This is a genomic window from Telluria antibiotica, assembly GCF_011682055.1.
Lineage (GTDB): Bacteria > Pseudomonadota > Gammaproteobacteria > Burkholderiales > Burkholderiaceae_D > Telluria > Telluria antibiotica.
The window spans coordinates 98,096-123,180 of record NZ_JAAQOM010000018.1 but is presented as its reverse complement, the minus strand read 5'-3'; the positions used below and the strand labels follow the sequence as shown (position 1 = coordinate 123,180).

Here is a 25,085-nt window from a genome sequence, read left to right as displayed (position 1 = left end):
ACGCCGAAACTGAGAGCCGAGGTCCGATATATCGCTAAGCTTTGACATATTTTAACGACTAAACAATTGAATGGTAGTCCCTTGTGGGGGGGCTTACCCCGCCACGACGCATACTTTCGATCGGTATGCGGACCTGCAATCACGACCGGCTCAAGATGGCACGCGGCGGCATCACACAAAACAGAAACTCGTCCTTGCCGCTTAACCTCTACTTTTGGTGCGCTTTAAAAACTGGGGGATTACCCCTTGCCGCCGGCGAGAGGAATTTTTACCTAAGAAGCTGGGGCGCTTTTTCTTCAACGGACGAGTACCTTTAGATTTTGTTGACGATGAGTTTGAAAATTATCGGTGGTAGTGATGACGATTCATTCTTTGACGACCCGAGATCCCGGCATGCCAAGCGCGTCGGGGACGTCGACGTTCTCAGCTCTATGTATCCTCGGCACACCGATCGCGCATAATAAAGCCAGAACGGACGTTATCGCCACAAAGCCAATCGCCAGCTGGAATGCCGCTGGCGACGGGTACGTTGCACCCGATGGCGCGGCGATCATCGAAGAGCCCAGCAACAGCGAAACCAGCTGCGCTCCGACACCCAGGCCAAGTGCCCGTACGAGATAAGCACAGCCCGTCGCCTGGCCGGTCTCGGTGGCCGGGGTGCCCTCCATAATCACCGCCGGCGTCGCGACAAACATGATGGTGGCGCCCATCGAGGAAAGGACCAGGCAGCCGATGACCAATGCCAGGCTGTCGTGGAAAAAGTACAGCGTGATCCAGGCAATTGCAAGCAACAGGGCACCGCATATGCCGCACAGGCGACCGCTCAGGCGTTCGGCGACTTTGCCGCCGATCGGAGCGGCGATCACCCCGGCCGCATTGCCGGGAAGCTTGGCTATGCCGGCGAACGCGCCGCTCAGTCCCAGCCCGATACCGGTCCAGACTGGTTGTTGCATCAGCGTCAGGGTAAGGTAGGCCATCTGCAGTCCGCCGCAACCGAGCAGAAAGAAAGACACGGTCGTGAACAAGAATCGGCGGTCACGGAAACGCCGTACATCGATGAGCGGATCGGCCTGGCGTAGCTCGTACCACGTCCAGAACGCCATCACGGCGATCCCTGCGCCGATGAACCCGACCGTCACTGCCGAGCGCCAACCGTGGTAGCGGCTGATCGTAATGCCGACCAGGACACTGGCAACCCCCAGTGCCAGGCCGACGGCGCCGATGTAATCGATATTCCGGCTTTCGCCCGGATTGCCGGTGTCCCTGGGCAGGATGAAACGGTTGACGGTCGCCGTGGCGGCAGGGAGGATGCTGCTGATGTAGAAGATCCAGCTCCAGTGCCCGATATCCGCGAAATATCCACCGATGATGAAGCCGAACCCGCCGCTGACGGAGTAGGCGCCGACCACTAGGCCGCTACCGAACGCGGCCCGGTCCGGCGGCGCGATTGAGCGAATGATGGCGAAGCTGAGTGGCAGGACCGCGCCGGACGCGCCCTGGAGGCAGCGCCCGGCGATAACCCAGATGAGGTCCGTCGACAGGGCGCTCATCAATGAGCCAGCGACGCTGGCGAGCAATATGGTTTGCAGGACCTTGCGGCGCCCGAAGATGTCGCCCAGGCGTCCTCCGATGGCGGCGGCGACTGCCTGGACGAGGACGAAGCCCGCGATCAGCCATCCAACCAATGCCGGGTCACCATGGATACGCGTGACGGTGGGCAAAGCGCCGTAGATCATGCTCGCTTCGAGAGAACAGACGAAGTCGGTTGCCATCAGGGCGAACACGATCGGGAAAAAGCGCGCATCCGCTTTGGTCTTCATTGCTGCCCCACGGTGGTGAGATGGTTGTGGACTGCCCGCGCGCACCGCCGCACCGGCGGGAGGCGAGTCGGGCGCATGGCGTTGTTGCTAGCGTTCTTCATGGGCGTAGGCGTTCCTGGTGAGATGGGCCGTCGGGGCCGTGCAAGCCCAGTTCATGGCCCGCCTGTCGTCGCCACGGCCGTTGAAACGGGCCGCAGCCGGATAGGGACACAGCGGGCGCTGTGTCGTGATTCCCTTCGCGGGGTCGTTGTCCCGGTAGTGTGTCGCGACGATCTGCTCCGGGGCCTCGCCTTGCTCCACCCAGCGCGCCAGGGCGGCCGTGACGTCATGTGCCGCATCGTGGACGGGTGCGGGAAGTCCATAAGGGCCGCCGATCGAATTGGGGCCGATGCCTCCGCCACAATGGTCCATGCCGGGCGCCAGGAACAACCGGAAAAACGACTTGGTATTGTCGAGGCCGCCCATCCGGTTTGCGACGCGGTCGAAGTAATCGATCGTGCCATTCGCCGGGACCGCGTCATCGGTCCAGCCCTGATAGGCGATGATTTTTCCACCGCGCGCCTTGAATGCGGTGAGATCGGTATCGACCGCATCCCACGCTGTGCCGAGCTTCAGGCGGGCTTGCCGATACACGTCCACCGGGTCCAACGTGCGCAGGTCCCAGTTCGCGCGCTCGAACAACAAATCACGCGCCCTGCCGCTAAAACCGAGATAAGCGGTCGTTCCCACTGCGGGTTCGTCCTGCTGGCCCATCATCGCGCGACTCCAGTTCAGCTCCGAGCCGCGCGGATAACCCGGATAGAGCGACTGCCCGCCGGCGTCGACTGGTCCCGCATAGATCTTGCGCACGCCGGCCACTTGTTCCGCCGTGAGGCACGAGGTCGCGTCATCCGTCGTACATTGCAGACGGCCTGGATCAAAGGTGCATGTTCCGGGATTGTCGAGCATGCCGTCCGTCGCGCCGCAGCTGGCCAATACCGACCGATGCAGCAGTTCCAGCTTGGCCGGCGAAAGCCAGGCGCCCGGCGCCTGGGCCGCCTGGATGGTCCACAGGTACATGGCGAGACGGGCCGAGAGGTTCCAGCCCATCGCACGGGCGATGACGCCATCGTAGTCGGTGGGGAAGCGTTGGGCCTCCATCATCGCCGAACCGCCGCCCTTGGAGCAGCCAATGAAAAAGGAGAACCTCGGCCCTCTGCCGTAATAGGCTGCGATGATGGCCTTCGTCGCTACTGCGGTTTCATGCACGGCGCGCCAGCCCCAGTCAGCGAATCTTTCAGGGTGGCCAAGCGCCCATTCCGCCGGTTCCGATCCGGTGTGACCGTTATCCGTGGTTGATGCTGCGTACCCGGCGCGCAGTGCACGCTCGGTCGGCTCATAAAACATCGAGCCGACGTAGCCGCCCGGCGCATTGCCCTGGTAGTTGCCGTTCCAAGACTCAGGCCGCGGAAGCCAGACTTCGAAATAAATGTTCGAATCCGAAGTGGGCCTGACCAGGCCGCGTATCCGGCAGAATGGCGTCGTCACGGAGACACGTTGCGCGTCTGCGCTCGCGATCACGAAAGGCGGGTTGATATCATTCGTCTCGACGACCGTCGCACCAGCTATGGTCTTGCCGCTCAGGCTCTGGCAATCGGCTGCGCGCGTTATCATCGGGAGCATGGCGCACGCCGCGGCAATTGCGCACGCGAGCTTGTCGAGGAAGAGACGCGGTGACCGTGCGTTCATAATATTCACGCTCATTGCAGGAAGACTACGTTTGATTTCATGATTAGGCGGTGCCGGGCATACGCACGCCGGTGGTGGTTTGCACCGCCACCGGCGCCGACTCGTCGGATTAAAGGTTCATCCCCACCTCGACGCCAAACCTGCGAGGAGAGCCTGGAATATAGGCGAACCCCCGAAACCCAGTCTTTGCGTCCGTCAGATTAGTTCCCCACAAGCGCACGTTCCATTTGTCGCCAGGCGCGGACCAGACTACGGATGCATTGAGCACATGCTGGGGATCGACAAAGGTCGATCCATTCGGATCGATGAAGTAGCGCGACGAGTAGCCGTCCCCGACGTTGATTTCCGTCTTGCCGCCGAGCGCAGTGGTGCTGTATTGGACGCCCAACGTCGCTGCCACCTTGGCGGCAAAAATCATGCGATAGCCGGTGAGATCGCAGACCAGATTGACGGTGCCGCCTTTGACCGTACTCGGCGTTCCGTTGCAGTTGGCGGGAATGGTGGTCAATGGCGACGGTAATACCGCCGAGGCATTCGGAAAGCTCGTGTACTTCGCGACAGGCATCCACTCGAGGCCGCCCTTCAGCGACCAGTGTTCCGACAGGCTGGCATCGAAATCGACGTCCATGCCGGCGGTCTTGGCTTTCGCCGCGTTGAACAGGATGACGTTGCCGGCCTGGTTGGAGCGGAGCTGGATGTTGCTCGATTTTTGATAGAACAAGGCCGTATTCAGGCGCAGGCGATCGAACAGCATGCTCTTGAAGCCGGTTTCCACACCGTCGACGATTTCCGGCTTCACTGGTGGGTTCGTGACCGAGGTGATGTTGTACTGGCCGGCCTTGAATCCGCGGTTTGCGGCCGCGTAGAGCAGGATCTTCCTGGTCAGGTCGTGGTCGATGGCGGCGCGCCACGTCAACTGTTTATACGTCGTGCTCGGTGCCAGTCCCGCCGACGTCTGGCCCGTGACTGTATTCCTGCCCGTGAACGTCAACTTGTCGGAGGTGTACCGCAGGCCCCCTGTGACGCGGGTGGAAGGGGTGATCGCATAGGTCGCTTGTGCGAACTCGGCCAGGGCATCGCTCGTGACGCGTCCGATGGTGTTCGAGATCAGCGCCTCGTCCGCGTAGACGGCAAACGTCGAATCGGTGCGCTCGTATTCATACGACAGGCCTGCGATCCATTTGAGAGGGCCGTTGCCGGTGGACGAGATCTGCAGATCGTCGCCGTTCGCGATGATCCTGGTGGGCGCCGTAATATGCTGGTCGGGCTGGTTGTTCGGATTGGGACGTCCGGCGTGGCCGCTGCCCTGCAGGTCCTTGAACAGGGTTTCGGACGACAAGCCGTGCAGCAGGTTCGAGACTGCGGCCCATTCCAGGTCGTGGGTGACCTTCAGGGACAGCAGCTTGGTGTCGACCTTGCTGTGGGGATCATAGCGCAGGCGGACCTTGTCTTCGCCGAGATAGGTGGTGACGCCATCGTTTGCCGTGTACCCGGGGAGCGGGCCGTTGACGACGCCGCGCACGTCGCGCGAAGAGAGCCGGGCCGCGTTCAACAGGACGGTCGTGTCGTCGTTCGGCGTCCAGCGGATTTTCGATTGCATCGAGTAGCTGCGCTCTTTCAGGAGGTCGTTGCCCGTGTAGACATTGGTGATCTCACCTTGCGACTGGGTCCGGCCCTTGAACGAGAAATTTGCAGCCACGGTGTCGCCGAGGGCACCGGTTGCGTAGACGGCGCCATTCACCGTGCCGAAATTGCCGTAGCCGAGTTGGGCGCTGCCGCTCGACCTGGAACTGGGATCCTTCGTGGCCACCTGGATGATGCCGCCTGACGCGTTGCGGCCGAACAGGGAGCCTTGCGGACCCTTTAGCAGGGCAATCTGGGAAACCGCGGGAAGATCGAACAGGCCGAGGCGTGCGATGCCGATATAGATGCCGTCGAGGTAGGTCGAGATGGGGTTGACGATGCCGGGAGCGCCGGAATTCTGGCCGGTGCCGCGCAAGTACACCAGCCCGGACCCCGCGCTGTTCCCGACCTTCAGGCCAGGGAGGAGCGCGGGCAGGTCTTCCATGCCTGTGATGTGTTGTGCCTCCAGGTTCTTTTCAGTGATCACGCTGATGGCGATCGGAACTTTTTGGGCGTTCTCGGATCGCTTCTGCGCCGTGACGACGACCTCCTCGATCTTGCCTGCCTCCGCAGGTACGGGGATCGGCGCGGCAGGCGTGGCCGGTGCATCGGAGGCAGCCACTTGCGGCTGGTTGACTACCTGGCTGTCCGGTTCGCCCGCGAAGACGGCTGTCGGTGCGCCAAGCACGATGAGGCCGACGCAGATCGTTTTCACATTACTCATGGACTATGTCTCCTGTGTACTGCTGCTTCATCGGTTCCGGGCACGGTGCCCGTCGCGGCAGCATTGGTGGGGAGACGATAGCGCCCGCAGAATTCGAAGTCCTGAAGGAGTTGCGAAGATATCCGAAACTTGTCCGAATCGCGGCAAGGGGTAGGGCGGGGCGATTGATCGCTGCAGAGAAGACCGTGAGGCGCACCGGCGGACGGGCGCCGCTCCGGTCAAGCCTTGGGATCCTTCATGCCCGCCTGCGCGAGCAGGACGCGGAGCGCGTTGGCCCAGCCGGGATTGTGATGCCGCAGCAGGTCGAAGATATCGTAGGCGGGGCGCTCGAGGCCCTGGATCTGGGCCACGCACTCCCGTGCGGCGTTTACGTTGCCGAGTTGTACGTAACAGCACGCCAGCGTTTCCAGGGTCGATCGCAATTGCGGCCGGACCTTGAGCGATTTGAGCACCGTCTCCTGCGCACTGTCGGCCTTGTCGGCAAGCAGTTGGGCAAGCGCGAGCGTATTAAGCCAGATGAAGTTTTGCGGATCGAATGGATTCAGCTGCAAGCCTTGCTCGAGAGGTTTGATCGCCTGCGATGCGGACCCTGCACACAGGCGTGCGAGGCCCAGCACGAGATAGCCGAGGGCGAAACTCGGACTGAGCTCAAGGGCTTTTTCTGCGGCGCGCACCGCCTGGTCGAACAGCCCGGCGTACGTGCTCGCGATGGCGAGCGCGTAGTGGGCGTAGGGATTCTTCTCGTCGAGCTGGACGGCGGATAAAGCCGCGTCGAGGGCTTCGGCACGATCGCTCTCGGGATCGTCACTCCAGCCGTACGCGACCAGGCCTGCGTTGACCCGGGCGAGCCAGAGGTTCGCTTCCGGCAGATCGGGATCGATCTCGCGCGCTTTTCGGAACAGTTCGCGGGCACGTACATGCGCGGCACGGGTGATCTTGTGGAAAAACCACGCGCCTTGATAGACCAGATCGGTGCTGTCCGCGTCGCTCGCGTGGCGCCGTCTCGCCGCGATATCCGATTCGCTCTTCAGCAGCTCCGGCTCGATGGCGCCGGCGACCTGTTCGGCGATCTGGTCCTGAATGCCGAACACATCGCCGAGCTGCACGTCATAGCGGTCCGCCCATAACTGATGCCCGGTCTGTGCATCGCTGAGCTGGGCCGAGACACGAATCTGCGGACCGGACTTGCGTACGCTGCCCGTCAGCAGGTAGCCCACGTCGAGTTGATGGGCGATCTCCTTGATGTCGATGGCCGCACCCTTGAACCGGAAGCTCGAATGACGAGTCACGACGGAAAACCAGCGGAACCGCGATAGCGCACCGATGATGTTTTCGGTAATGCCGTCGGCGAAATATTCCTGCTCGGGGTCGCCGATCTGGTTGGAAAACGGGAGTACGGCGATCGACGGCTTCCGGCCGGCCTGGCGCGGCTCGCGCGCGCCGGCTGTGACGGCATTCTGGTCTTCCATCACCACCGGTTGCGAAAAGCGATAGCCGACCCTGGGCACGGTAGCGATCCAGTCCGTTCCCTCCTTGGTCGAGCCCAGGCTTTTCCTGAGATTGGCGATTTGGACGGAAAGATTACTTTCCTCGACAACGACACCCGGCCACGCGGCATCCATCAGTTCGGCCTTGGTGACGATGCGGCCATTCGTCTTCAGGAGCGCATGGAGGATCGCAAGTCCGCGGTGTCCTAAAGGAAGTGGCGCGCCCTCGCTCGTGAGCGCATTGCGGCCCACGTCGTACACGAACGACCCGAAAACAAATCTGCGTACCAACATATTCATGATCGGGACAAGCCGCGCAGCGCACCGGCTGTTCGGACTCCCTTCGGAAGTTTTCGCAACTGTTTCATGACATCCCTTCGGCTATGCCGGACCATGCCGTTCGTGTGCTCGTCGGCACGAAGCTCGCATCCACATGGGATGCAAGGTACCCGACGCGAGCCGGATTGCAAAGTGGAATCGCAGTATAAGCCATCGCCTGCAGGTCGTGGCGGTTCCTCGGCGTCGAATGTGGAGCGAGCTTCGCCAGGAATCTCCTTGAGCTTCGCATTTCGATCAGGGACACCGGGCGATCGATGGTTGATGCCAACGCATGTATTCGCGTCAGCGCGATAAAGAAAAACGGAAGAGGACAGGATGTTTGATCTGAGCGAAACGGTAAGTCGTGTGGAAAGCTGCAGTGTGGCGGTGGCGCGCCGCGTGGCAGCCATGTTGGACCTGGATCCGGGTGATATCGTCGAAGGTTCGCCACTCCCGCGCGGCTGGCATTTCGTGCTGCTGGGGGCCGATACGCGCCGTTCAGCCTTGCGCAGCGACGGATTTCCGGGGCTCGGCGTCCCGATGCCGGATCTGGGCCTGCCACGCCTCGTGCTGGGCGGACGCAACGTCTCCTACCTGAAGGGAATCGCAATCGGTTCGGAAGTCATCCGCACGAGTTGCATCCAGAGCGTCAAGCCCAAGACGACCAACAACGGCCCGATGGCGATCGCGACGATCCTGCACGAGATGCGCACACTGCCCGATCTCGAACTGGCGATCTCGGAGACGCAAACGTATCTCCTCCTGCCCGCACGCGAAGGCGTCGCCATCGATGACGAGGCCGCGGCGCCGGTGACGGTATCGGACGACTGGTCGCAGACGGTCGTTCCCGACGAGACCCTGATCTTCCAGTTTTCGGCGCTGGGCTTCAATTCGCACAAGATCCACCTCGACAAGGCTTATGCGCGGGACGTGGAGGGCTATCCGGACCTGGTGGTCAACGGCGGCCTCGCGACCTTGCTGCTGACCGAATTCATGCGCAGGGACCTGTGCGTCGCGCCAACGCTGCTGCAGGCACGCCATGTCGCACCGCTGTTCTGCGGCCGCCCGATGACGCTGGCCGCGCATCGTGAAGGGGAGACCTGGCGGGTGCGGGCATTCGACGACCGGGGGCGCCTGGCCATCGACATGAAAGTCGACGCAGGGTGACGACGGCGCATGCGGTTCGGACCCCCTTCGGAATTTTTCGCAACTGTTTCATGACATCACCGGGGCTAGGCGCGAGGATGTTGTTGTCGAGCCCAGGACGCGAACGATGCGCTTGCGCAGGACCACCGGCGGCTTGTGGCCGACGCGTCGACGTTTGACGGGCGCCAGCGACCACGTCGCTATTTTTTAAGTACAGGACCACTCATTTCATTCCAGGAGCTGCCATGAAATTCCATTTTCACCACATGAATCTGTGTACCGACAGCCTGCCCAGGCTGACGCAGTTCTACAAGACGCTGTTCGATCTCGGCACCATCCATGACGAAGAGCACACCCGGGTCAACTTCGATCGCAACTCGAACGGCTACTCCGGGGACGTCGATTTCCTGACTGACGGTGCGATCGAATTCCACTGGGCCGAGCGCGATCTCGACACGGGGTTCAAGCTGAACCAGATCATCAATCCCATGGCGCGCGGCCATTTTTGCTTCCGCACGGACGACATCAAGGGCTTCATGCGCAGGTGCGACGAACGCGGCATCAAGTACTCGGATTACGGCAAGTGGGCCATCGCCGGCTGGTACCAGGTGTTTCTTCAGGACCCCGACGGCAACGTCATCGAAGTCCATCAACCCAATATGTAACGATCGTCGCGCGCCAGCCATGCCGAGTCGCGCACCGCCGTCCCATGTACTGAAAAGTCCCATGTCGAATTCTTCGAGCGAACGGAAGAGGATCAACCTGCGCACTTTGGTCCATGAGCTTGCGCTGCGCGATATCGGCTGTGCCGGTGTGTCGAAGCTGCTCGTCTGCTCGGCGTCGGCATCGCGCTATTACCTCGCCGAGTTGCGTGGGGCCGGCCTGGTTGCGTTGCGCAAGGCCCGGCACGACAGCGATGCCTGTGACCGCAACGTCTATACGCTGTGTGCGGATCCGGCAGCGGTACGACACTTCCTCGACGGCCTCACCGAACCGGCCCCCACGACCGGCCTGCGGCGCAAGGACTGCGCACAGGTCGACAGGCGTTGGCGCAGCGTCGACCCCGCCGGCGGCGAGACGGGAAGTGCCGCGCGCCGTGACCCGCTGGTGGCGGCGCTCTTCGGCACGGCCAAAACACCTGACGCTGCGTCGCCGGCGTCATGAAACCGGCGTGTGGGCAGTTGCTGCGCCCCGGCGCAGCGCGCGAGCCCATGGTGCCGCGGCTCCACCATCCATACAAACGTAAGGCGTAGTTAAACGCCTGCAGCCAATTGAATCAGGCCAGTCCTGGCGGGATTCGCAGAGGAGATCAACAAAATGAGAACAACGTCCGGCAACATCAAGGTCGCACAGCCTGCGCCGAACGTATTCAGACACCGCTCTGCGATTCTGCTCGCCAGCCTGGTCAGTGCGGGGGTATTCGCGCAGGAAGTGCCCGGGCAGGCCAAGCCGGGACCGGTCGCGGACAGCCCTGCCGGTGATGCCACGCCCTCGATCGTCGTGACGGGCACTCGAGTGACGCGCGCAGGCTATACGGCGCCCACGCCCCTGACGGTGGTCGGTGAAGAATTCCTCGTCGATCGCGCGCCATCGGTACTGATCGAAGCGATTTCGCTGCTGCCTGCGGCGCGTAACACGGCGACGCCAATGACCGGCGGCCAGGCCATCGGTGGTACAGGCGGCGGCAGCTTCCTCAACCTGCGCGGGCTGGGAGCGAATCGTACCTTGGTCCTGGTTAACGGCGAGCGCATGACGCCGACGACGAACATCGGGACGGTCGACATCGCCGTGCTGCCGCAATTGCTCGTGAAACGTATCGACATCGTGACGGGCGGCGCATCGGCCGCGTACGGTTCGGATGCCGTCGCAGGCGTCGCCAACATCGTGCTGGACACCAGGCTGAATGGTTTGAAAACAAACGTGGAAGCCGGTATTTCTTCCCACTCCGATGGCGGGACGCAGAAAGCCGGCCTGGCATGGGGTGGCGACCTCGGCGACCGAGCCCACCTTGTCCTGGGTATCGAGGGCTACAAGTCGGAAGCGGTCCCTGTCTCCAGCAGGAACGACCTGTATTACGCGGTGGGCACGGTTCCCAATTCGAACTACACGCCAACGAACGGGCAAAAACCGCTCGTCGTCGCGCCTTATGTGTACTACAACAACATGACGTTCGGCGGCCTGATCACCGGTGGCCCCCTCGCGAATACCCAGTTTCTTCCAGGCGGCGCGACAGCGCCGTATCAACCGTGCGGGCCTGTCGTCGGCGTCAACGTCGTTTGCCCGCGCCAACGGAACGATCTGGCCTTCTTTCAACGGGTCGCAGACCTGACTGCACCGCAGAAGCGGTATTCAGGTTACGCGAACCTGTCGTTCGACGTATCGCCGGACGTGAAAGTGCACGGGGATTTCCTCTACGGCGAAAGCAAGACGAATTTCCATTCGGTGCCGCCCGCCACGGTCCTCCTCGGCGCATTCAACATCCAGCGCGATAATGCATATCTTCCTGCTGGCGTAGCGACGCAAATGGACGCCGCCGGCGTCAAATCGTTCCCGCTCGGTCGTTTTTCGGCGGAGTTCGGGAGCAGTGAATTTACGCGTTTCTCGAACGTGTATCGAGGCAGCCTGGGTGTCGACATGAGCCTTGCCGGCAGCTGGAAAGCAACCGCATACACCGCCTACGGCGAGAGCAACTATAACTGGCGCTACGACAACGCGGACATCCCGGCAAACTTCAACAGGGCGGTCGATGCGGTCGTCAATCCTGCCAACGGCCAGATCGTGTGCCGCTCCACCTTGTCGAATCCAGGCAATGGATGTGTGCCGATCAATCTGTTCGGCGAAGGGGCGCCGAACCTGGCCGCCAAGGCATATGCCTATGGTACCGGACTGACTTACCTCCATTTGAATGAGTTCAACGCGGGCGGACGCGTATCCGGAGAGCCGTTTTCAACCTGGGCTGGCGCGGTGTCCGTGGCTGCCGGCGCCGAATATCGGTCGACGAAGGAAGACCAGACCGTCGACGCGATCCAGGCCGCGCGCGGTTTTGCCTACAACAACCAGCAACCGCTGAGCGGGAAGATGCAAGTCCGGGAAGCGTTTCTCGAGACCGTTGTTCCGCTCGGCGCAGGACTGCCGATGATGAAGTCCCTCGAGGTGAACGGCGCAGTCCGCAAGACCAATTACAGCACGTCCGGCGATGCGACGACCTGGAAATTCGGCGGTACGTACGAACCGAACTCGAGCGTTCGCTTCCGTGCGGTCCGGTCGCGCGACATTCGCGCACCGAACATCCTCGAACTGAACTCGCGACTCATCAGTGCTGGCGCAGGAACGACGGTCATCGATCCGCGCACGAAGACGCAGGTGAATGCCGCCGCGTTCTCCAGCGGTAATCCGTCACTGCAAGCGGAGGTCGCGATCACGTCGTCGGCCGGCATCGTCCTGCAACCTGCCTTTCTTCCAAAATTCAACTTGTCGCTGGACTACTACGCCATCAACCTGACGAAAGCGATCCAGACGCTCACGGCCCAGCAAACGGTGGACCAGTGCCAGGCCGGGAACGCGTCTATCTGCGGATTCATCACGCGCGATACAGGCGGCGCCATCACGTCGATCGTCGCCCCGTATGCCAACCTTGCAACGATCACCACGAACGGCCTCGACCTCGAAAGCTCGTACCGATTCGACCTTGGCGCGGCCGGCAAGCTCGAGGTCCGCGGGCTGGCGAACTTCGTGAGGGAGTACGCCGTCGACCTTGGGACCGGCAAGGTGAATTACGCGGGCGACGTCCTGTCGTACAACATTCCCAAGCTGGGCTGGGATATCGGCGCCCGCTATCGCAACGGGGACACGACGGTCAGCGCCAATGCCAGCGGCCTGGGGCCGGCCAAATACAGTATCGCCAGCGCGTCTTTAATTCAGAACAATAGTCTGCCTGGCGTCTGGTACCTGGGGGCGGGGATCGAGCAACGGATCAAACGTGGCGAAGGCGAGTGGACCGTCTATGTGAGAGCTGACAATATTCTCAACAAGAAACCGCCAATGGCTTTCCCGACGCAGGCCGGCAGCTATGACCGCATCGGACCTTATTTCAAACTGGGGGTCCGGTTCTCGATGTGAACGCCATCCCGGACCGGTTCCGGCGAGACGCCGGTATCCGGGAAGGGGTTGTGGCAAGACCGGTTCGCCGTCGGCACCGGTCCATCTGAAGAAGGGGAGTGTATGCGGATTCGTAAGAATGCGGTCAAAGTCGCGGCTGCGGCATCGGCCGGACTTGTCCTTGGCCTGGTCGCACAATCCACGGCGCACGCGAACGATGCGGCCATCGACGCTTGTGAGGCCCTTGGTGCTGTCGTCGTGGCCGGGGCGCGCATCGTGTCAGCCAACGCAGTTGCGGCTGGTCGATTTGTGCCGACCGGGACCGGAGCCGGTGGCGACGTAAGGCAGAGGGCGGCGACATTGCCCGGGTTTTGCAGGGTGCAGGCCCGGGCCGCGCCGACGCCGGAATCGGATATCGGCATCGAAATCTGGTTGCCGCTGAAGGGCTGGAACGGCCGCTTCCTTGGCACCGGCAACGGCGGCGGTGCGGGTTCGATCGCCTACGGCATGGGCATGATCGAAGGGCTGAAGCGTGGGTTCGCGGTCGCCAACACGGACATGGGAGTGGCGCCGGATATCGCGCTGGCGGACGGTTACCCGGAGCGATGGCGCGACTTCGGGCATCGCGCAACACACGAGATGACGCGGGTCGCGAAAGCACTGGTGCGCAAGTACTATGAGGTCACTGCGTTCCGGTCGTATTTCGAGGGATGCTCTACTGGCGGACAACAGGCCCTCGTGACGGCGCAGCGGTACCCGGACGATTACGACGGCATCCTGGCCGGCGCCCCGGGCAACAACCGGACACACAGTTCCAGCTATTTCCTGTGGAATTACCAAGCCATGAATGCGACGCCCGAGAGCAGGCTGTCGGCTGCGCAATGGTCGATGGTGTCGCACGCTGTGCTCACTGCTTGTGCGGGCAAGGACGGAGGCGCGCCCGGCGACCAATTCCTCACCGATCCGCGTCGTTGTAACTTCGATCCTGCGGCGCTTCCGCAATGTCAGGCCCATACCGTGTCCGACCAGTGCATTACCCAGCCCCAGCTGGCAGCGCTACGCCGGCTGTACGCTGGACCCGTCAATCCAAATACCGGCGAGCGCATCTATCCAGGCCTCACGCCGGGCAGCGAAGAGTTGCCGCTCGGACCCGCACGGTTCAGCGACCGCAGTCTAGTGTCGCGTTTGTTCGTGATGCGCTGGGGACTCGGTGATGCGTTTTCTCCTGACGGGTTCGATTTCGACCGTGACATGGATCGGGTCGACGCGCGCCTGGCATCGTCGCTGAACGCGAATGATAGCGACCTGAACAATTTTGCTCTGCATGGCGGCAAGCTGATGCTGTATTCGGGACTTGCCGACCCGGGCGTACCGTTCCAGGACGTCGTCCAATATTACGATCGCGTCCTCTCCACCAGCGCAGTCGCTGGCGGTCGGGACTTTGCACGGCTGTTTCTCATTCCCGGAATGGGGCACTGCGTTGGTGGTCCCGGCGCAACCGACATCGGGCAGCCGTTCAGCTCAAGCGTTCCTCCGCGTACCGAGGGCGACGCCCTGATGGCGCTCGTCGCGTGGACGGAAGGCGGTGTGGCGCCCGAGCAGATCATCGCTCGAAAAGCCGGAGGCAGCGATGCGCGGGCAGAAGAGCGGCCGGTTTGCGCCTATCCCGCGTTCCCGGAATATCGACAAGGAGAGGTCTCGAAGCATGACAGTTTTGTCTGTGCCCGGCACGAACAAGGAAGCAGGCAAGTGCCGGCGGCGCGTTATCTGAACTGACGATGTCGCGACGCGCCTGTTGCAGGGAACTGTGTAGGCGGACGTTCCCTGTGACCGGACTCACGGCGACGCCGTATTATCTTTTATTCGTTTTTTCGACGGCGGTGTGATAACCCGTGAAGAGCGACTTATACATATTCTTGATCAGATGGACATCATGTGTAATCAAAATCATGTTCGTGCCTGATTCAATCTGCGCCGGCGCCTCCGCCGGGTCCACGCACAGTCGCAGGAGTCCCATCCCGGGAAAACTGCGGACGGTCGTGGCCATGTGCTGCAGGAGCTCCAGCACTTTCGGATGATCCCAGCGATCCACGCCGAGTTCCATCGAGAGGTCCCCCGGCCCTATCGCAATCCCAGTCACGCCGTCCACCGCGAGTATCGCCTCGAGGTTTCCCACCCCGACCATATCCTCGACAATCATGATGCAGGCGACGTCCCTGCTGGCCTGCTGGCGCCGGTCGAATTCGTTGCCGTAATGGCGCAGGAACCCCCGGGTGACGCCGGAGCCTCGCGTCCCGAGCGGTTTGTATCTGCACCAGGAAACAAGTTGTTGGGCCTCTTCTGCAGTACTGACGTGCGAAAACAAGAGTCCTGCCGCACCGGCATCCAGCATTCGCGCGACGAGGTTTTCCGATTTCTCGCCGATGCGGACTAGGGCAGGGACGTCGCACAGTTCCGCGGCGACGAGCGCATTCGCCACCGCGGAATAGTCCTTCAAGCCATGTTCAAAGTCCATGAAAAGGAAGTCGGCGCCGGCGCCGGCAATGACTTCGACCAGCATGGGATCAAGGATGTTGACGACCGCGCCAACGAGGACTTCGTTTGCGGCCAGGCGGGATTTGAGATTTGTTGTCATAGCATGAGCGTCAAATGTTTTGTGTGAATGGACACCCGCTGGGTGACGTGATGCGGGTCTTCGGCAGGCGCTGCCAGTGATCGGGCGGCGCCTTTGTCCGGCAGGACGGAAGGGGAACCACGGCGGCGCACCGCCCTGGTCAGTCGGATGCCGCCATGTCGCCCGTGGCGCGGTGCGCGGCCCGAAGATAGAAGCAGCTGGCTGCGAGGAAGGTGACGGCGCATACCGCGAGAGCCCAGCGCAGGGACTCGGCCCCAAGCACTCCTTTCAACTGGTCGCTGGCGACACCGACCGCCAGCGGACCCAGGCCGACGCCCGCGACTGCGGAGACCATCAGCATGAATCCGTTGGCGGTTGCCCGGTGCGCGGGCACTGTGAAGCGCTGGAACGCGGCCAGGACGACTCCGCCCCCCGATGTGGCCAGCAGCGTTGCGGCGAAGTAGAAGCCGGACGCCGCAACGAGCGTCGGGCTGAACAGAGAGATGAGAAACAGCGGCGCCGCAAGGCCATATACCGCGGCCGGGAGCCAGAGGTCCCAGTTCCGATTTCGACGGATCAGGTATGCGGCTCCCATTCCTCCGGCAAGCGTGCCCAGAATCCCGCCCACGCCAGTCGTCGCGCCGCTCCACACGCCGGCGGCGCCGAGTGTCGCGCCATGATTGCGGACCAGGAACGCAGGCAGCCACTGGGTGATGCCATAGGTCGCGAAAGAACTTAACGAGATTGCGGTGACGAGATAGCCGACACCGGGCACTTCCAGGACCTTTGCCAATTTGACGCCGGGTGCCTTCGCCGCCTGTTGCTTCTGCCGCGCGCCTTCCCCACGCAGTGCGACGGCGACCAGAAGCGCGACCGGGATACCGATGATACCCACCGCCATGAGCGTCGTGCGCCATCCGTAGACTTGTCCGGCAATACCCGCTCCGGCCATGCCGAGGGCCGTGCCAAGGCGTCCGCCGGCGTGGAAGATACTGATCACCAACGGGCGCTGCCGCGGTGTGAACCGTTCGCTGATGATGGCGAAGCTCGCGGGTAAGCACCCCGCCTCGCCGACGCCCACCAGCAGGCGTGCCATGAACAGCCCGAGGAAGGAGGTGGCCATACCGGACAGCGCGGTCGCGGTGCTCCACAACAGGAAGCAGATGATCAGCAGCTTCACTTTGTTGCTGCTGTCGGCCAGGCGTCCGATCGGCACGCCCAGTACCGCATAGAACAGAGCGAAGGCCAGGCCTGTGATCAGGCCTGCCTGCGTGTCGGAAAACTGCAGCGTCTTCTTGATTGGCTCGATGAGAACCGCGACGGCGACACGGTCCGTGTAGTTGAAGAAGCTGATGACCGTCAGCGCGGCAAGCACCAGGATGGTGGCTTTCGACCATCCGCGCGTGTCCGTCTGCTTGTCGGGCACGAGCGGCAATGGTACGGCCCGGTTTGCGTTCCTTGTCATCATGACCCTCAATTAAAAAAGCCGGGCAACACGGATGTCGAGCTGAGACGGGCGGGTATGCCTGTCCTGGCCGGATGGGCAGCGCTGGCATGACTACGAAGGTGACGGTTAATCCTGATCATTGCGATGAGTCCTCGGTGCGGGTTGATTGGCTTGATGTGAAATTCGCTCCAAAGAATCATGGCCGGCGCGCCAGCACCAGTCATGAAGGAGTTCCAAAAAATTGCGAAGCGCGTCGTTCGATGCCATCCGGGCCAAGGCCGGACGTACCTCATGTCCCCGCCGTTCGCGCACGCCCCGACCCGCGAGCGGTTCGGACCGCATTCGGAACTTTTTGCAACTGCTTCATGACATGCGCCGGCCCATCCGCGACCATCTCGGCTACCAATGCTCTTATCTAGAAACTGAACCAGTATCAATATTTATGGATGACCGATGAATTTCGAACCATTGAAAGGGATACGCGTGCTCGACTTGACGAGCGTCGTAGTCGGCCCCGTGTGCACGTGGCGGCTGGCGCAGTATGGTGCCGATGTCATCAAGGTCGAAAGCCCGGAGGGGGATCTGATGCGCGGCCTCGGCGGAAGCTCGCCGACCGGCCAGCACTCCGGCGCCTATCTTCACTTCAACCGTGGCAAGCGCAACATCTGCCTCGACCTGAAGAAGGAGGGCGCCCGCCAGGCCGTCGAGCGGCTAGTGGCCATATCCGACGTCATCGTCGCCAACATGCGGCCACAGGCCCTGGAGCGCCTCGGGCTCGACGCCGCATCGATCCGCGCCAGGCATCCGGACAAGGTCTATTGCCTGATCACGGGCTATGGCACAGACGGCCCCTATGCCGGGCAACCGACCTACGACAGCGTCGTGCAGGGAGCAACCGGAATGGCCGGCCTCACGCTGGCGCGTGATGGCACGCCGACCTATGTGCCTTTGCTGATCTGCGATCACGTATCCGGCGAAATCGCCGCTGGCGCGATCCTGGCGGCGCTGATGGAGCGCAAGGCGAGCGGACAAGGGCGCAGCATCGAAGTACCGATGTTCGAGACCATGGCGGCCTTCGTCCTGCAGGAACACCTGGCGCAGCAGAGCTTCGACCCGCCGGTCGGGCCACCCGGCGATCTTAGATTGCTCAGCCCTCACAACAAGCCGGTAGCGACCTCCGACGGCTGGATCTCGTTCACCGTCAACACCGACGCGCAAGTGCGCGCGTTCCTCGAGGTGACGGGCCGTCAGGCCATGCTCGGCGATACCCGCTTCGCGAGCGTCGCGGCGCGTGCGCGCAACGTCGCGGAATGGTTCGAAGTGCGTGGGGCACCGCTGACGGGCAAGAGTACTTCCGAGTGGCTGACTCTCCTGCGCGCCGCCGATATCGCCGCCCAGCCGTGCCATACCTTGGCGTCGCTGCAAGATGACCCGCACCTCGAGGCGGTCGGACTGATCCAATCGGAGATGCATCCAACCGAGGGCAAGACCGCCGCGATCCGCTCGACGATCCGCTTCGACGACACCTATCCCGCCCTGCGTGCTTCCGCACGGCCGCAGGGCTGGGATACCTGTGCGATTCTCGAGGAAATCGGTTACGGCGGCGCGGAGATCGAAGCGCTCCTGGCGAGCGGCGGCGCGCGCGCCAATCGTGCAGCCCAGTGAGGCCGAACCGTTCTGCCCACCCGCAACCGTATCGGACTGGGTACTGCCGCCGGGCCGCCAGGCGTGAATCACGTGGTGCGCTGCCTCACGACCATGGCTGAAGCCACCGAACGACATTATGGAAAAAACAATGGAAACGAAACAATCATGCAGCAGCGAAGCCCGGCTGCGCGCCATCGAGGACAGGCTGGATATCCTCAATCTGCTGGCGGGTTCCGCGCTCAGTTCCGACGTGGCGTCCGAAAGCTACTGGCAGTCCATGTTCGCCGATGGCGCCGTCATGGACCGCGGCGGCAACCTGGGCGAGGAGAACCGCGAACGGATCATGGACATCGTGCGCAGCACGAGCCAGGCGCAGGCAATCGAAAGCGGCATGGCGCATGCCATGGCGATGCCGCATGTCCGGATCGATGGTGACCGGGCCGTAGCCACCGGCTACCTGCAGGTAGTGGTACTCGACCCGAACAGTCCCGAAGTCCGCCTGCCCGGAAAAGACGTGCGCAAAGCGCTCGTGACCTATCACCTGACGGTCAACCGGTGGGAGCTGGCGCGGACCGCTGTGGGGTGGCAAGTCACACGCCGCGTCATCCGTCCGATCGCGACGGACGACGCCAGGCAGATGCTGCGCAACGGGATCGAAGCGGGCGACTCAACGCCGGGCACGAGCGAACATGCTCGCGCCTCGACGCTTCAATTTGGAAGATCGGAAAGGGAAACAGATGAGTAAATCAAGTGCACTGCAAGCGTCGATCACGGTAGGCGTGATCGGGGCCGGCGCGATGGGAAGCGGCATCGCGGCGATCGCTGCCGGGGCCGGGCACCGCGTCCTCCTGCACGATGCCGACCGGCGCGCGATCGAACGCGCGCTCGGTACGCTGGCCACCGAGTTCGACAAGCAGGTCGCCAAAGGGCGCCTGAGTGCGGAAGAACGCAATGCACGCCTCGCCCGGATCCATGCCGCCGACACCATCGATGCGCTCGCGCCTTGCGGCCTCGTCATCGAAGCCATCGTCGAAAAGCTCGACGTCAAGGCTGCGGTGCTCAGGAGTGTCGAAGCGGTCGTCGCGCAAGACGCGATCATCGGGACCAACACATCGTCGATCTCGGTTACCGCGATCGGTGCTCACCTGGCGCGTCCGGCGCGCCTGGTCGGGATGCATTTCTTTAATCCGGCCCAGGTCTTGCCCCTGGTCGAAGTGGTCAGCGGCAAATCGACGGACCCGGCCGTGGCGAACGTGATTTTCGAAACGGCGCGCGCGTGGAACAAGGTGCCGGTTCATTGCGCGTCCACGCCGGGCTTCATCGTGAACCGTGTCGCCCGGCCATTCTACGCGGAAGCGTTGAGGCTCCTGTCGGAAGGCGCGGCCGCGCCCGCGACTATTGATGCGATCCTGCGCGAAGCCGGCGGTTTTCGCATGGGCGCCTTCGAGCTGATGGACATGATCGGTCACGACGTCAACTATGCGGTGACATCGTCGGTCTACGAAGGCTTTTATCAGGATCCGCGCTTCACCCCGTCGCTGCTGCAAAAAGAGCTGGTCGATGCCGGCTGGCTCGGTCGCAAAAGCGGGCGCGGGTTCTATGACTATGCCAATCCTGCGCCGGCCGTGGCGGATGCGGCTCCGCAGACGGCCCCATCGCAGATCGCGGTCGAGGGCGATCTCGACTGCGCCGCCGCGCTGGTCGACCTGGCCGGTCGCGCCGGCATCGGTGTCGAGCGCAACAGCGGTCCGGGCGACAACCTGTGCGTCGCGGGCGTCCGGGTTGCGCTCACGGACGGACGAACCGCGACCGCACGGTCGGCTGAGGCTGGCGCACCATTTGTCCTCTTCGACCTCGCCCTCGACTATGTCGGCTGCACCCGGATCGCGTTGGCGCCTGCCGACCAGGTGACCGGCAACCAGATCGCCGCCGTTGTCGGCTTGTTCCAGAAACTCGGCAAGTCCGTGTCCGTGATCGACGATGCGTCGGGCATGGTTGTCATGCGCACGGTAGCGATGCTGGCCAACGAAGCCGCGGACGCCGTCCATCAAAGGGTCGCGTCGGTGCACGACGTGGACCTGGCAATGCGGAAGGGCGTCAATTATCCGGTCGGGCCGCTGGCATGGGCGGACACGATCGGTGTGCGGACGATCTGTACTGTCCTGGATAACATGTCGGCATTCTACGGTGAAGACCGTTACCGCATCTCACCCCTACTCAGGCGCAGGGCGCTCGCCAACAGCGCCCTGGTCGCAGACTGATCCGAACCATCTGACGCTTGCCCGCTGACGCGCGGGCTCGCCTCCGGGACGAACGCCAGACCGCGTTGCACAAGGCACGTGCGCCGGGCGACATGCGGCTGGCTGCCGCGACTGCGCCCGAGCGCTACCGATACAGCTTAGAAATAGGCGCTCAGACGAACGCCCGCGGTACGCGGCGTTCCCAGGCCGACCGTGGCGGGGAAGCCTGCGAAGGATGCCGAGTAGCTGGTCATGATGGCATTGTTTTCGATATTCCGCACATACGCTTGCAGCAACCATTTGTCGTCCGCCGGAGCGTACGTCAGGCTGGCGTCGCTCATGTGGTAAGCGCCCTGGTTGAACTGCAAGCCATTGCCGTAGTCGCTCAGCACGTACGACGCCGAGTAGCGTGTACCGGCCGTCGCGCTGAGACTGGCGCCTCCATCCAGGAGGAAGCTGTGCGAATAGTGTAGCCCGAAGGTGAACCTGGGCGATTTTTCCAGGCGATAACCGGCCCAGTCGACGGTCGCCGTCGGGTGATAGGACTTGAAGTGAGCGTCCAGATACGTGGCCGAGAAATTAATCTTGTCGTCGCTGCTCGCGAGGTACTTGCCTTCGATCTCGGCGCCGGAAATACTGGCCTTGGCGGCATTCACGGTTTGGGACGCATTCGCGCCGGTGAAGGGATCGACGACGATCGCGGTCAGTTGCAGATCCTTGTAGCCGTACTTGAACACATCGGCGTTGACCTGCAGGTGGTTCTCGAGGAATCGGCCTTTGACACCGACTTCAAGCGACGTCAGATGTTCGGGATCGTATTTCAAGAAAGCATTGGTCGACGCGGTACCGTCGTTGAAGCCGCCAGCCTTGTAGCCGGTCGACAGCGTGGCATACGCCATCGTGTTATGTGCCAAAGCGTAATCGAAGCCGATCCGGCCGGTGGTCTGCGAATAAGAAACAGCCGCGTCGTTCACGCTGCGGAAGAACTCCGGATCGCCAAGAACGGTGTACCCCTTGCGCGACTTGTCGTCGTTGGTCCGGCGCAGTCCAGCCGTCACATTCAACTTCGGCGTGACGCTATAAGTGGCTTCGCCGAAAGCGGCTTTCGACCGCGAAACAGCCGGGTTGGAAAGAAAGATCAGCGCGCCGGCGCCCGGAAAATTGCGAAATTCGCCATCGATGATCGATTGTTCATGGAACCAGTACAACCCGCCGATCGTCCTCCAGGAGCCGAACTTCGAGGCCAGGCGCAATTCGTGCGAGGTCTGGCTGAGGTCCGCATTGGCCAGGGTGTAGGTGCTAAGAACTCCCGCGATCGCTTGACCGACTGCCGAGGTGAATCCGTTAAAGAGGCTGCGATGGGCCCCCAGATAGGTAATCTCGCCCACGCGGGTGTTGACTTTGAGCTCGGCGCTCGCACCGTGAGCGTCACTGTCGAAATCGCCCTGAACCGATGGCGTAGCGGTGCGTTGCGCATCGGCGGACTTGCCGATAAAGGTATTGTAGGGCACGTTGCCCGGCCCGGCACCCTTGCGTGTGCTCTTGTCGGCGCTCAGCAAAAGCGAGATATCGGGACTCAACTTGAACAGGGCGTGGACGCGCCCGGAGATACTGTCGTCGTCGTCGTAGTCGGTCGCGAATCCTTGGGTCGAACGGAGGTAGCCATCGTGCTTGACGCTGGAGACAGCGGCGCGCACCGACAAGATGTCGTTCACTTTGCTGTTGAGCATGCCATCGAACTTCTTGTCGTGGTAGTTGCCGAACTCCACGGCTGCGCTGCTTTCGAAGCGATCAACAGGCTTGTTGGTGATCAGATTGATCGCGCCAGCGGTTGCGTTGCGCCCGTACAGGGTTCCCTGGGGGCCGCGTAGTACCTCGATCCGCTCCAGATCGTAAAACGCCAGGCCGGCCGACTGCGGCCGGGCGTAATAAACGCCGTCGACGTTGAAAGCGGCCGATGGGTCGCCTTTTTCCGTGTTGTCGGCACTGGAGACGCCGCGGATCGAAATCACGGTCGCGCCACCGTTGTTCGAGATTTGCACGTTGGGCACCAGCTCGGTCAGGTTCGACGCATTGACTGCTCCCGCAGCCTTGAGGTCGTCGCCTGACAACACACTCAACGAGATCGGCGTCTTCGACGCGGATTGAGAAATCCGTTGCGCAGTAACGAACACCTCCTGAATGGTGCCGCGATCGTCGGTTGCGGCTGTTTGTGCCAGCGCTGCGCCGCATTGAATCGCCAGAAAGGCAGCGACTGCCGATGCGGTCCCAGTTTTCTTGAAACTTGCTTGGTCCAGCATTTTGATTGTCCCCTGATTAAAACGGATATTTTTCTATTGGAAAGCACGCATGTTGCGGCGGCGGTCAGCCGTATGACTGGCTAATCTGAAGTCTGTGCTCCGCGGCGGTCGTAACGGATACGATCGGCGCGTAAGTGAGATGGCGTCAGTGTCCGAATGATCGGGTCTAGGCAACGCAGAATATGAGTGACAGATTTTTTGCTATTACGGAGGCATCGAATCGAAAGCTTCGAGAATGGAGCGCATGGTTCGGGCGAACAGGTATGGGCTCGGCGGAAATACGGAAACGCGTTTATTGCCGTATCCGCCGGCAGGCTCTCGACTATTGCCCTGTACCGCCTTCGCAACCAAAGGTCAGCTTCCGCGCTTCGTCGACGGTTCGCTCCGCTTCCTCGGGCAGCAATACGCGGTCACGTACGTTCGCGTTCACGATGCGCTGAACCTGGGCCACGTACGCAGCGTGACTGCCATACCGCTGGCACATCTGCTGTGGCGTGAAGTCGATGTGATAGCCCGCCAAAGTACATTTGCCCGAGCTATAGGCGCCATTGTTTGCGCGCGGGGCATCGTAGGCGGCGGTATGGATGCCGCCGGATACCCGACCCTGCGCATCGCGAATCAATTGGTGCTGACCATCGCTGACCAAACGCGGTACGGTTGGCGGCGCGACGCCGGATACGAGCCACGTATTCAAGCCGTGCAACGCGGCCTTCATGACGTCGCCATTCGGAACCCTGCTCCAGACGGGCGTGATCGCACATCCGTCGGTTTCGAAGTCGGTCAGGCTGATGCTGGCGCCATCGGGCCCCTTCAACGCATGGTCGCGCAGAATTTGCGGATCCATGTAGCTTGCTATCTCATCGAGCGATTCGTGCGAGGCGCCCGCGACCTCCCACCAGCGCTGGTCCGCCGAATCGGGTTGTGGGGATCCCTTCAGGAACATATTCATGAACTCCGAGCCGAAGCTGACCAGCTTCGTGCCCACATCGGTGCGTAGCGCGAATTCCGGACCGCGATCATATAGCAGGAAGCCGTCATAAATGCGGTGCAGCGGATGAATACTGTTGTAGTACATTCCGAGCCGGAACGATGACTGCGATTCGCCAGCCGCAATGATCCGGCTGACTTTCAAACCGCTCATCAGCGGCGAAGCGCGGTCGACCACCGTTGCGCCGACCTGGGAAAATACGTCCCAGCCAAGGACGTCGCCACCCGCGCCGCGCCCTGGGGGATCGAGCTCCTTGCCATCGGCAGGGTCCGAATTGGACGCAGCAAGGGTCAGTTTTCCATACCGGGACGGGTTCGACGCGACGAGGCCCTCGACGCCGACATGCTGCGCACTGACACCGACCCAGGCGTAACCTGCCCGCACCAGGAGTTCACGCAGCGACGCGTAAACGAAATCGGCGTCATGCCCAAGCGAGACGTTGAGCCATTCGACGACCACGGTCCCGTTGAACCGTGCCGCATCGGCCGGACGCCTTACGAGAACACGTGTCAGATACGGGTGATCTTTATCGATCAGCTGGGCGTTCGCCATGACATCCCTGATGCGATAGCGACTCGCCTTGCCCGCGACAAAAAACTCTTCCTCGACGTAGTTCTTGGTGGCGAGTTGCTGTGCATCCGAGTTCAACGGCGTGCCGGCGATCGTGACGCGCGTTACCGCCGCTTCGGGAATAACGGGACTGGCGTGGACGCCGTTGCCTACGCAAAGGCATGTCGCCAGTGACAGGCCCAACCCTTGTCGCAGTAGGCTGAGGCCCGAAGTCATTCCTACGAAACCTTTCATTCAAATCTCCCTGGTAGTTGTGGCGTAAATCAAGCTCAAGCGGCTTGGATGGAAAGTGGAGCCGGGATGCTGGATTTAACTTACGAGCGATAACTCTCGCA

The 25,085-nt window shown here is 62.2% G+C and carries 16 protein-coding genes; 8 read left to right on the top strand and 8 right to left on the bottom strand.

Going from position 1 to position 25,085, the window contains the following annotated elements; translation table 11 throughout:
• Nucleotides 1–365: 365 nt before the first annotated feature.
• The 4 genes from HAV22_RS25415 to HAV22_RS25400 all read right to left on the bottom strand — a co-directional run bounded on the left by HAV22_RS25415 (nt 366) and on the right by HAV22_RS25400 (nt 7,676).
• The gene (locus HAV22_RS25415) at nt 366–1,820 is read right to left on the bottom strand and encodes an MFS transporter (RefSeq protein WP_166863102.1); all 1,455 of its coding nucleotides are present in this window, start codon (nt 1,818–1,820) and stop codon (nt 366–368) included.
• Nucleotides 1,821–1,907: 87 nt separating this feature from the next.
• Nucleotides 1,908–3,548: a tannase/feruloyl esterase family alpha/beta hydrolase gene (locus tag HAV22_RS25410; RefSeq protein ID WP_229421416.1), complete on the bottom strand. Its 1,641-nt coding sequence runs from the start codon at nt 3,546–3,548 to the stop codon at nt 1,908–1,910.
• Nucleotides 3,549–3,657: 109 nt separating this feature from the next.
• The gene (locus tag HAV22_RS25405; RefSeq protein WP_166863098.1) at nt 3,658–5,895 is read right to left on the bottom strand and encodes a TonB-dependent receptor; all 2,238 of its coding nucleotides are present in this window, start codon (nt 5,893–5,895) and stop codon (nt 3,658–3,660) included.
• A gap of 218 nt (nt 5,896–6,113) precedes the next feature.
• Nucleotides 6,114–7,676 carry a winged helix-turn-helix domain-containing tetratricopeptide repeat protein gene (locus HAV22_RS25400; RefSeq protein WP_166863097.1) on the bottom strand — a complete coding sequence of 521 codons (1,563 nt, stop codon included), beginning with the start codon at nt 7,674–7,676 and terminating at the stop codon, nt 6,114–6,116.
• A 360-nt stretch (nt 7,677–8,036) separates the two neighbouring features.
• Between HAV22_RS25400 and HAV22_RS25395 the strand changes: the two genes are divergently transcribed.
• The 5 genes from HAV22_RS25395 (at nt 8,037) to HAV22_RS25375 (ending at nt 14,720) form a co-directional block, all read left to right on the top strand.
• Nucleotides 8,037–8,867, top strand: coding sequence for an HTD2 family dehydratase (locus HAV22_RS25395; RefSeq protein WP_166863095.1), 831 nt, complete (start codon nt 8,037–8,039; stop codon nt 8,865–8,867).
• A gap of 224 nt (nt 8,868–9,091) precedes the next feature.
• Nucleotides 9,092–9,511, top strand: coding sequence for a VOC family protein (locus HAV22_RS25390; protein WP_166863093.1), 420 nt, complete (start codon nt 9,092–9,094; stop codon nt 9,509–9,511).
• A 61-nt stretch (nt 9,512–9,572) separates the two neighbouring features.
• A complete protein-coding gene (locus tag HAV22_RS25385; protein WP_166863091.1) occupies nt 9,573–10,010 on the top strand; it encodes a hypothetical protein in 438 nt (145 codons plus the stop codon).
• A gap of 153 nt (nt 10,011–10,163) precedes the next feature.
• Nucleotides 10,164–12,965 (top strand): TonB-dependent receptor plug domain-containing protein, encoded by a 2,802-nt coding sequence (locus HAV22_RS25380; protein WP_166863089.1) that lies wholly within the window; start codon nt 10,164–10,166, stop codon nt 12,963–12,965.
• A 102-nt stretch (nt 12,966–13,067) separates the two neighbouring features.
• Nucleotides 13,068–14,720, top strand: a complete 1,653-nt coding sequence (locus HAV22_RS25375) for a tannase/feruloyl esterase family alpha/beta hydrolase (protein ID WP_166863087.1) — start codon at nt 13,068–13,070, stop codon at nt 14,718–14,720.
• 76 nt (nt 14,721–14,796) lie between these two features.
• On the opposite strand, the gene HAV22_RS25370 is transcribed toward HAV22_RS25375, so the two are convergent.
• Nucleotides 14,797–15,579 (bottom strand): HpcH/HpaI aldolase family protein, encoded by a 783-nt coding sequence (locus tag HAV22_RS25370; protein ID WP_166863085.1) that lies wholly within the window; start codon nt 15,577–15,579, stop codon nt 14,797–14,799.
• A gap of 139 nt (nt 15,580–15,718) precedes the next feature.
• Nucleotides 15,719–17,026, bottom strand: coding sequence for a spinster family MFS transporter (locus HAV22_RS25365; RefSeq protein ID WP_166863083.1), 1,308 nt, complete (start codon nt 17,024–17,026; stop codon nt 15,719–15,721).
• A gap of 432 nt (nt 17,027–17,458) precedes the next feature.
• On the opposite strand from HAV22_RS25365, the gene HAV22_RS25360 reads away from it, so the two are divergent.
• The 3 genes from HAV22_RS25360 (at nt 17,459) to paaH (ending at nt 20,913) form a co-directional block, all read left to right on the top strand.
• Nucleotides 17,459–18,670, top strand: coding sequence for a CaiB/BaiF CoA transferase family protein (locus HAV22_RS25360; protein WP_166863081.1), 1,212 nt, complete (start codon nt 17,459–17,461; stop codon nt 18,668–18,670).
• A gap of 130 nt (nt 18,671–18,800) precedes the next feature.
• Complete coding sequence (locus tag HAV22_RS25355) at nt 18,801–19,397, top strand: nuclear transport factor 2 family protein (RefSeq protein ID WP_166863079.1); 597 nt, start codon at nt 18,801–18,803, stop codon at nt 19,395–19,397.
• On the top strand, nt 19,342–20,913 hold the full coding sequence (gene paaH, locus HAV22_RS25350) for a 3-hydroxyacyl-CoA dehydrogenase PaaH (protein ID WP_229421411.1): 1,572 nt from the start codon (nt 19,342–19,344) through the stop codon (nt 20,911–20,913). The genes HAV22_RS25355 and paaH overlap by 56 nt, the downstream gene beginning before the upstream one ends.
• Before the next feature lie 137 nt (nt 20,914–21,050).
• Here paaH and HAV22_RS25345 read toward each other — a convergent pair whose 3' ends face one another.
• Both HAV22_RS25345 and HAV22_RS25340 read right to left on the bottom strand, forming a co-directional pair.
• Nucleotides 21,051–23,192 (bottom strand): TonB-dependent receptor, encoded by a 2,142-nt coding sequence (locus HAV22_RS25345; RefSeq protein ID WP_166863077.1) that lies wholly within the window; start codon nt 23,190–23,192, stop codon nt 21,051–21,053.
• Between the two features lie 322 nt (nt 23,193–23,514).
• A complete protein-coding gene (locus tag HAV22_RS25340) occupies nt 23,515–24,984 on the bottom strand; it encodes an alpha/beta hydrolase domain-containing protein (protein ID WP_166863076.1) in 1,470 nt (489 codons plus the stop codon).
• Between the last annotated feature and the right edge of the window lie 101 nt (nt 24,985–25,085).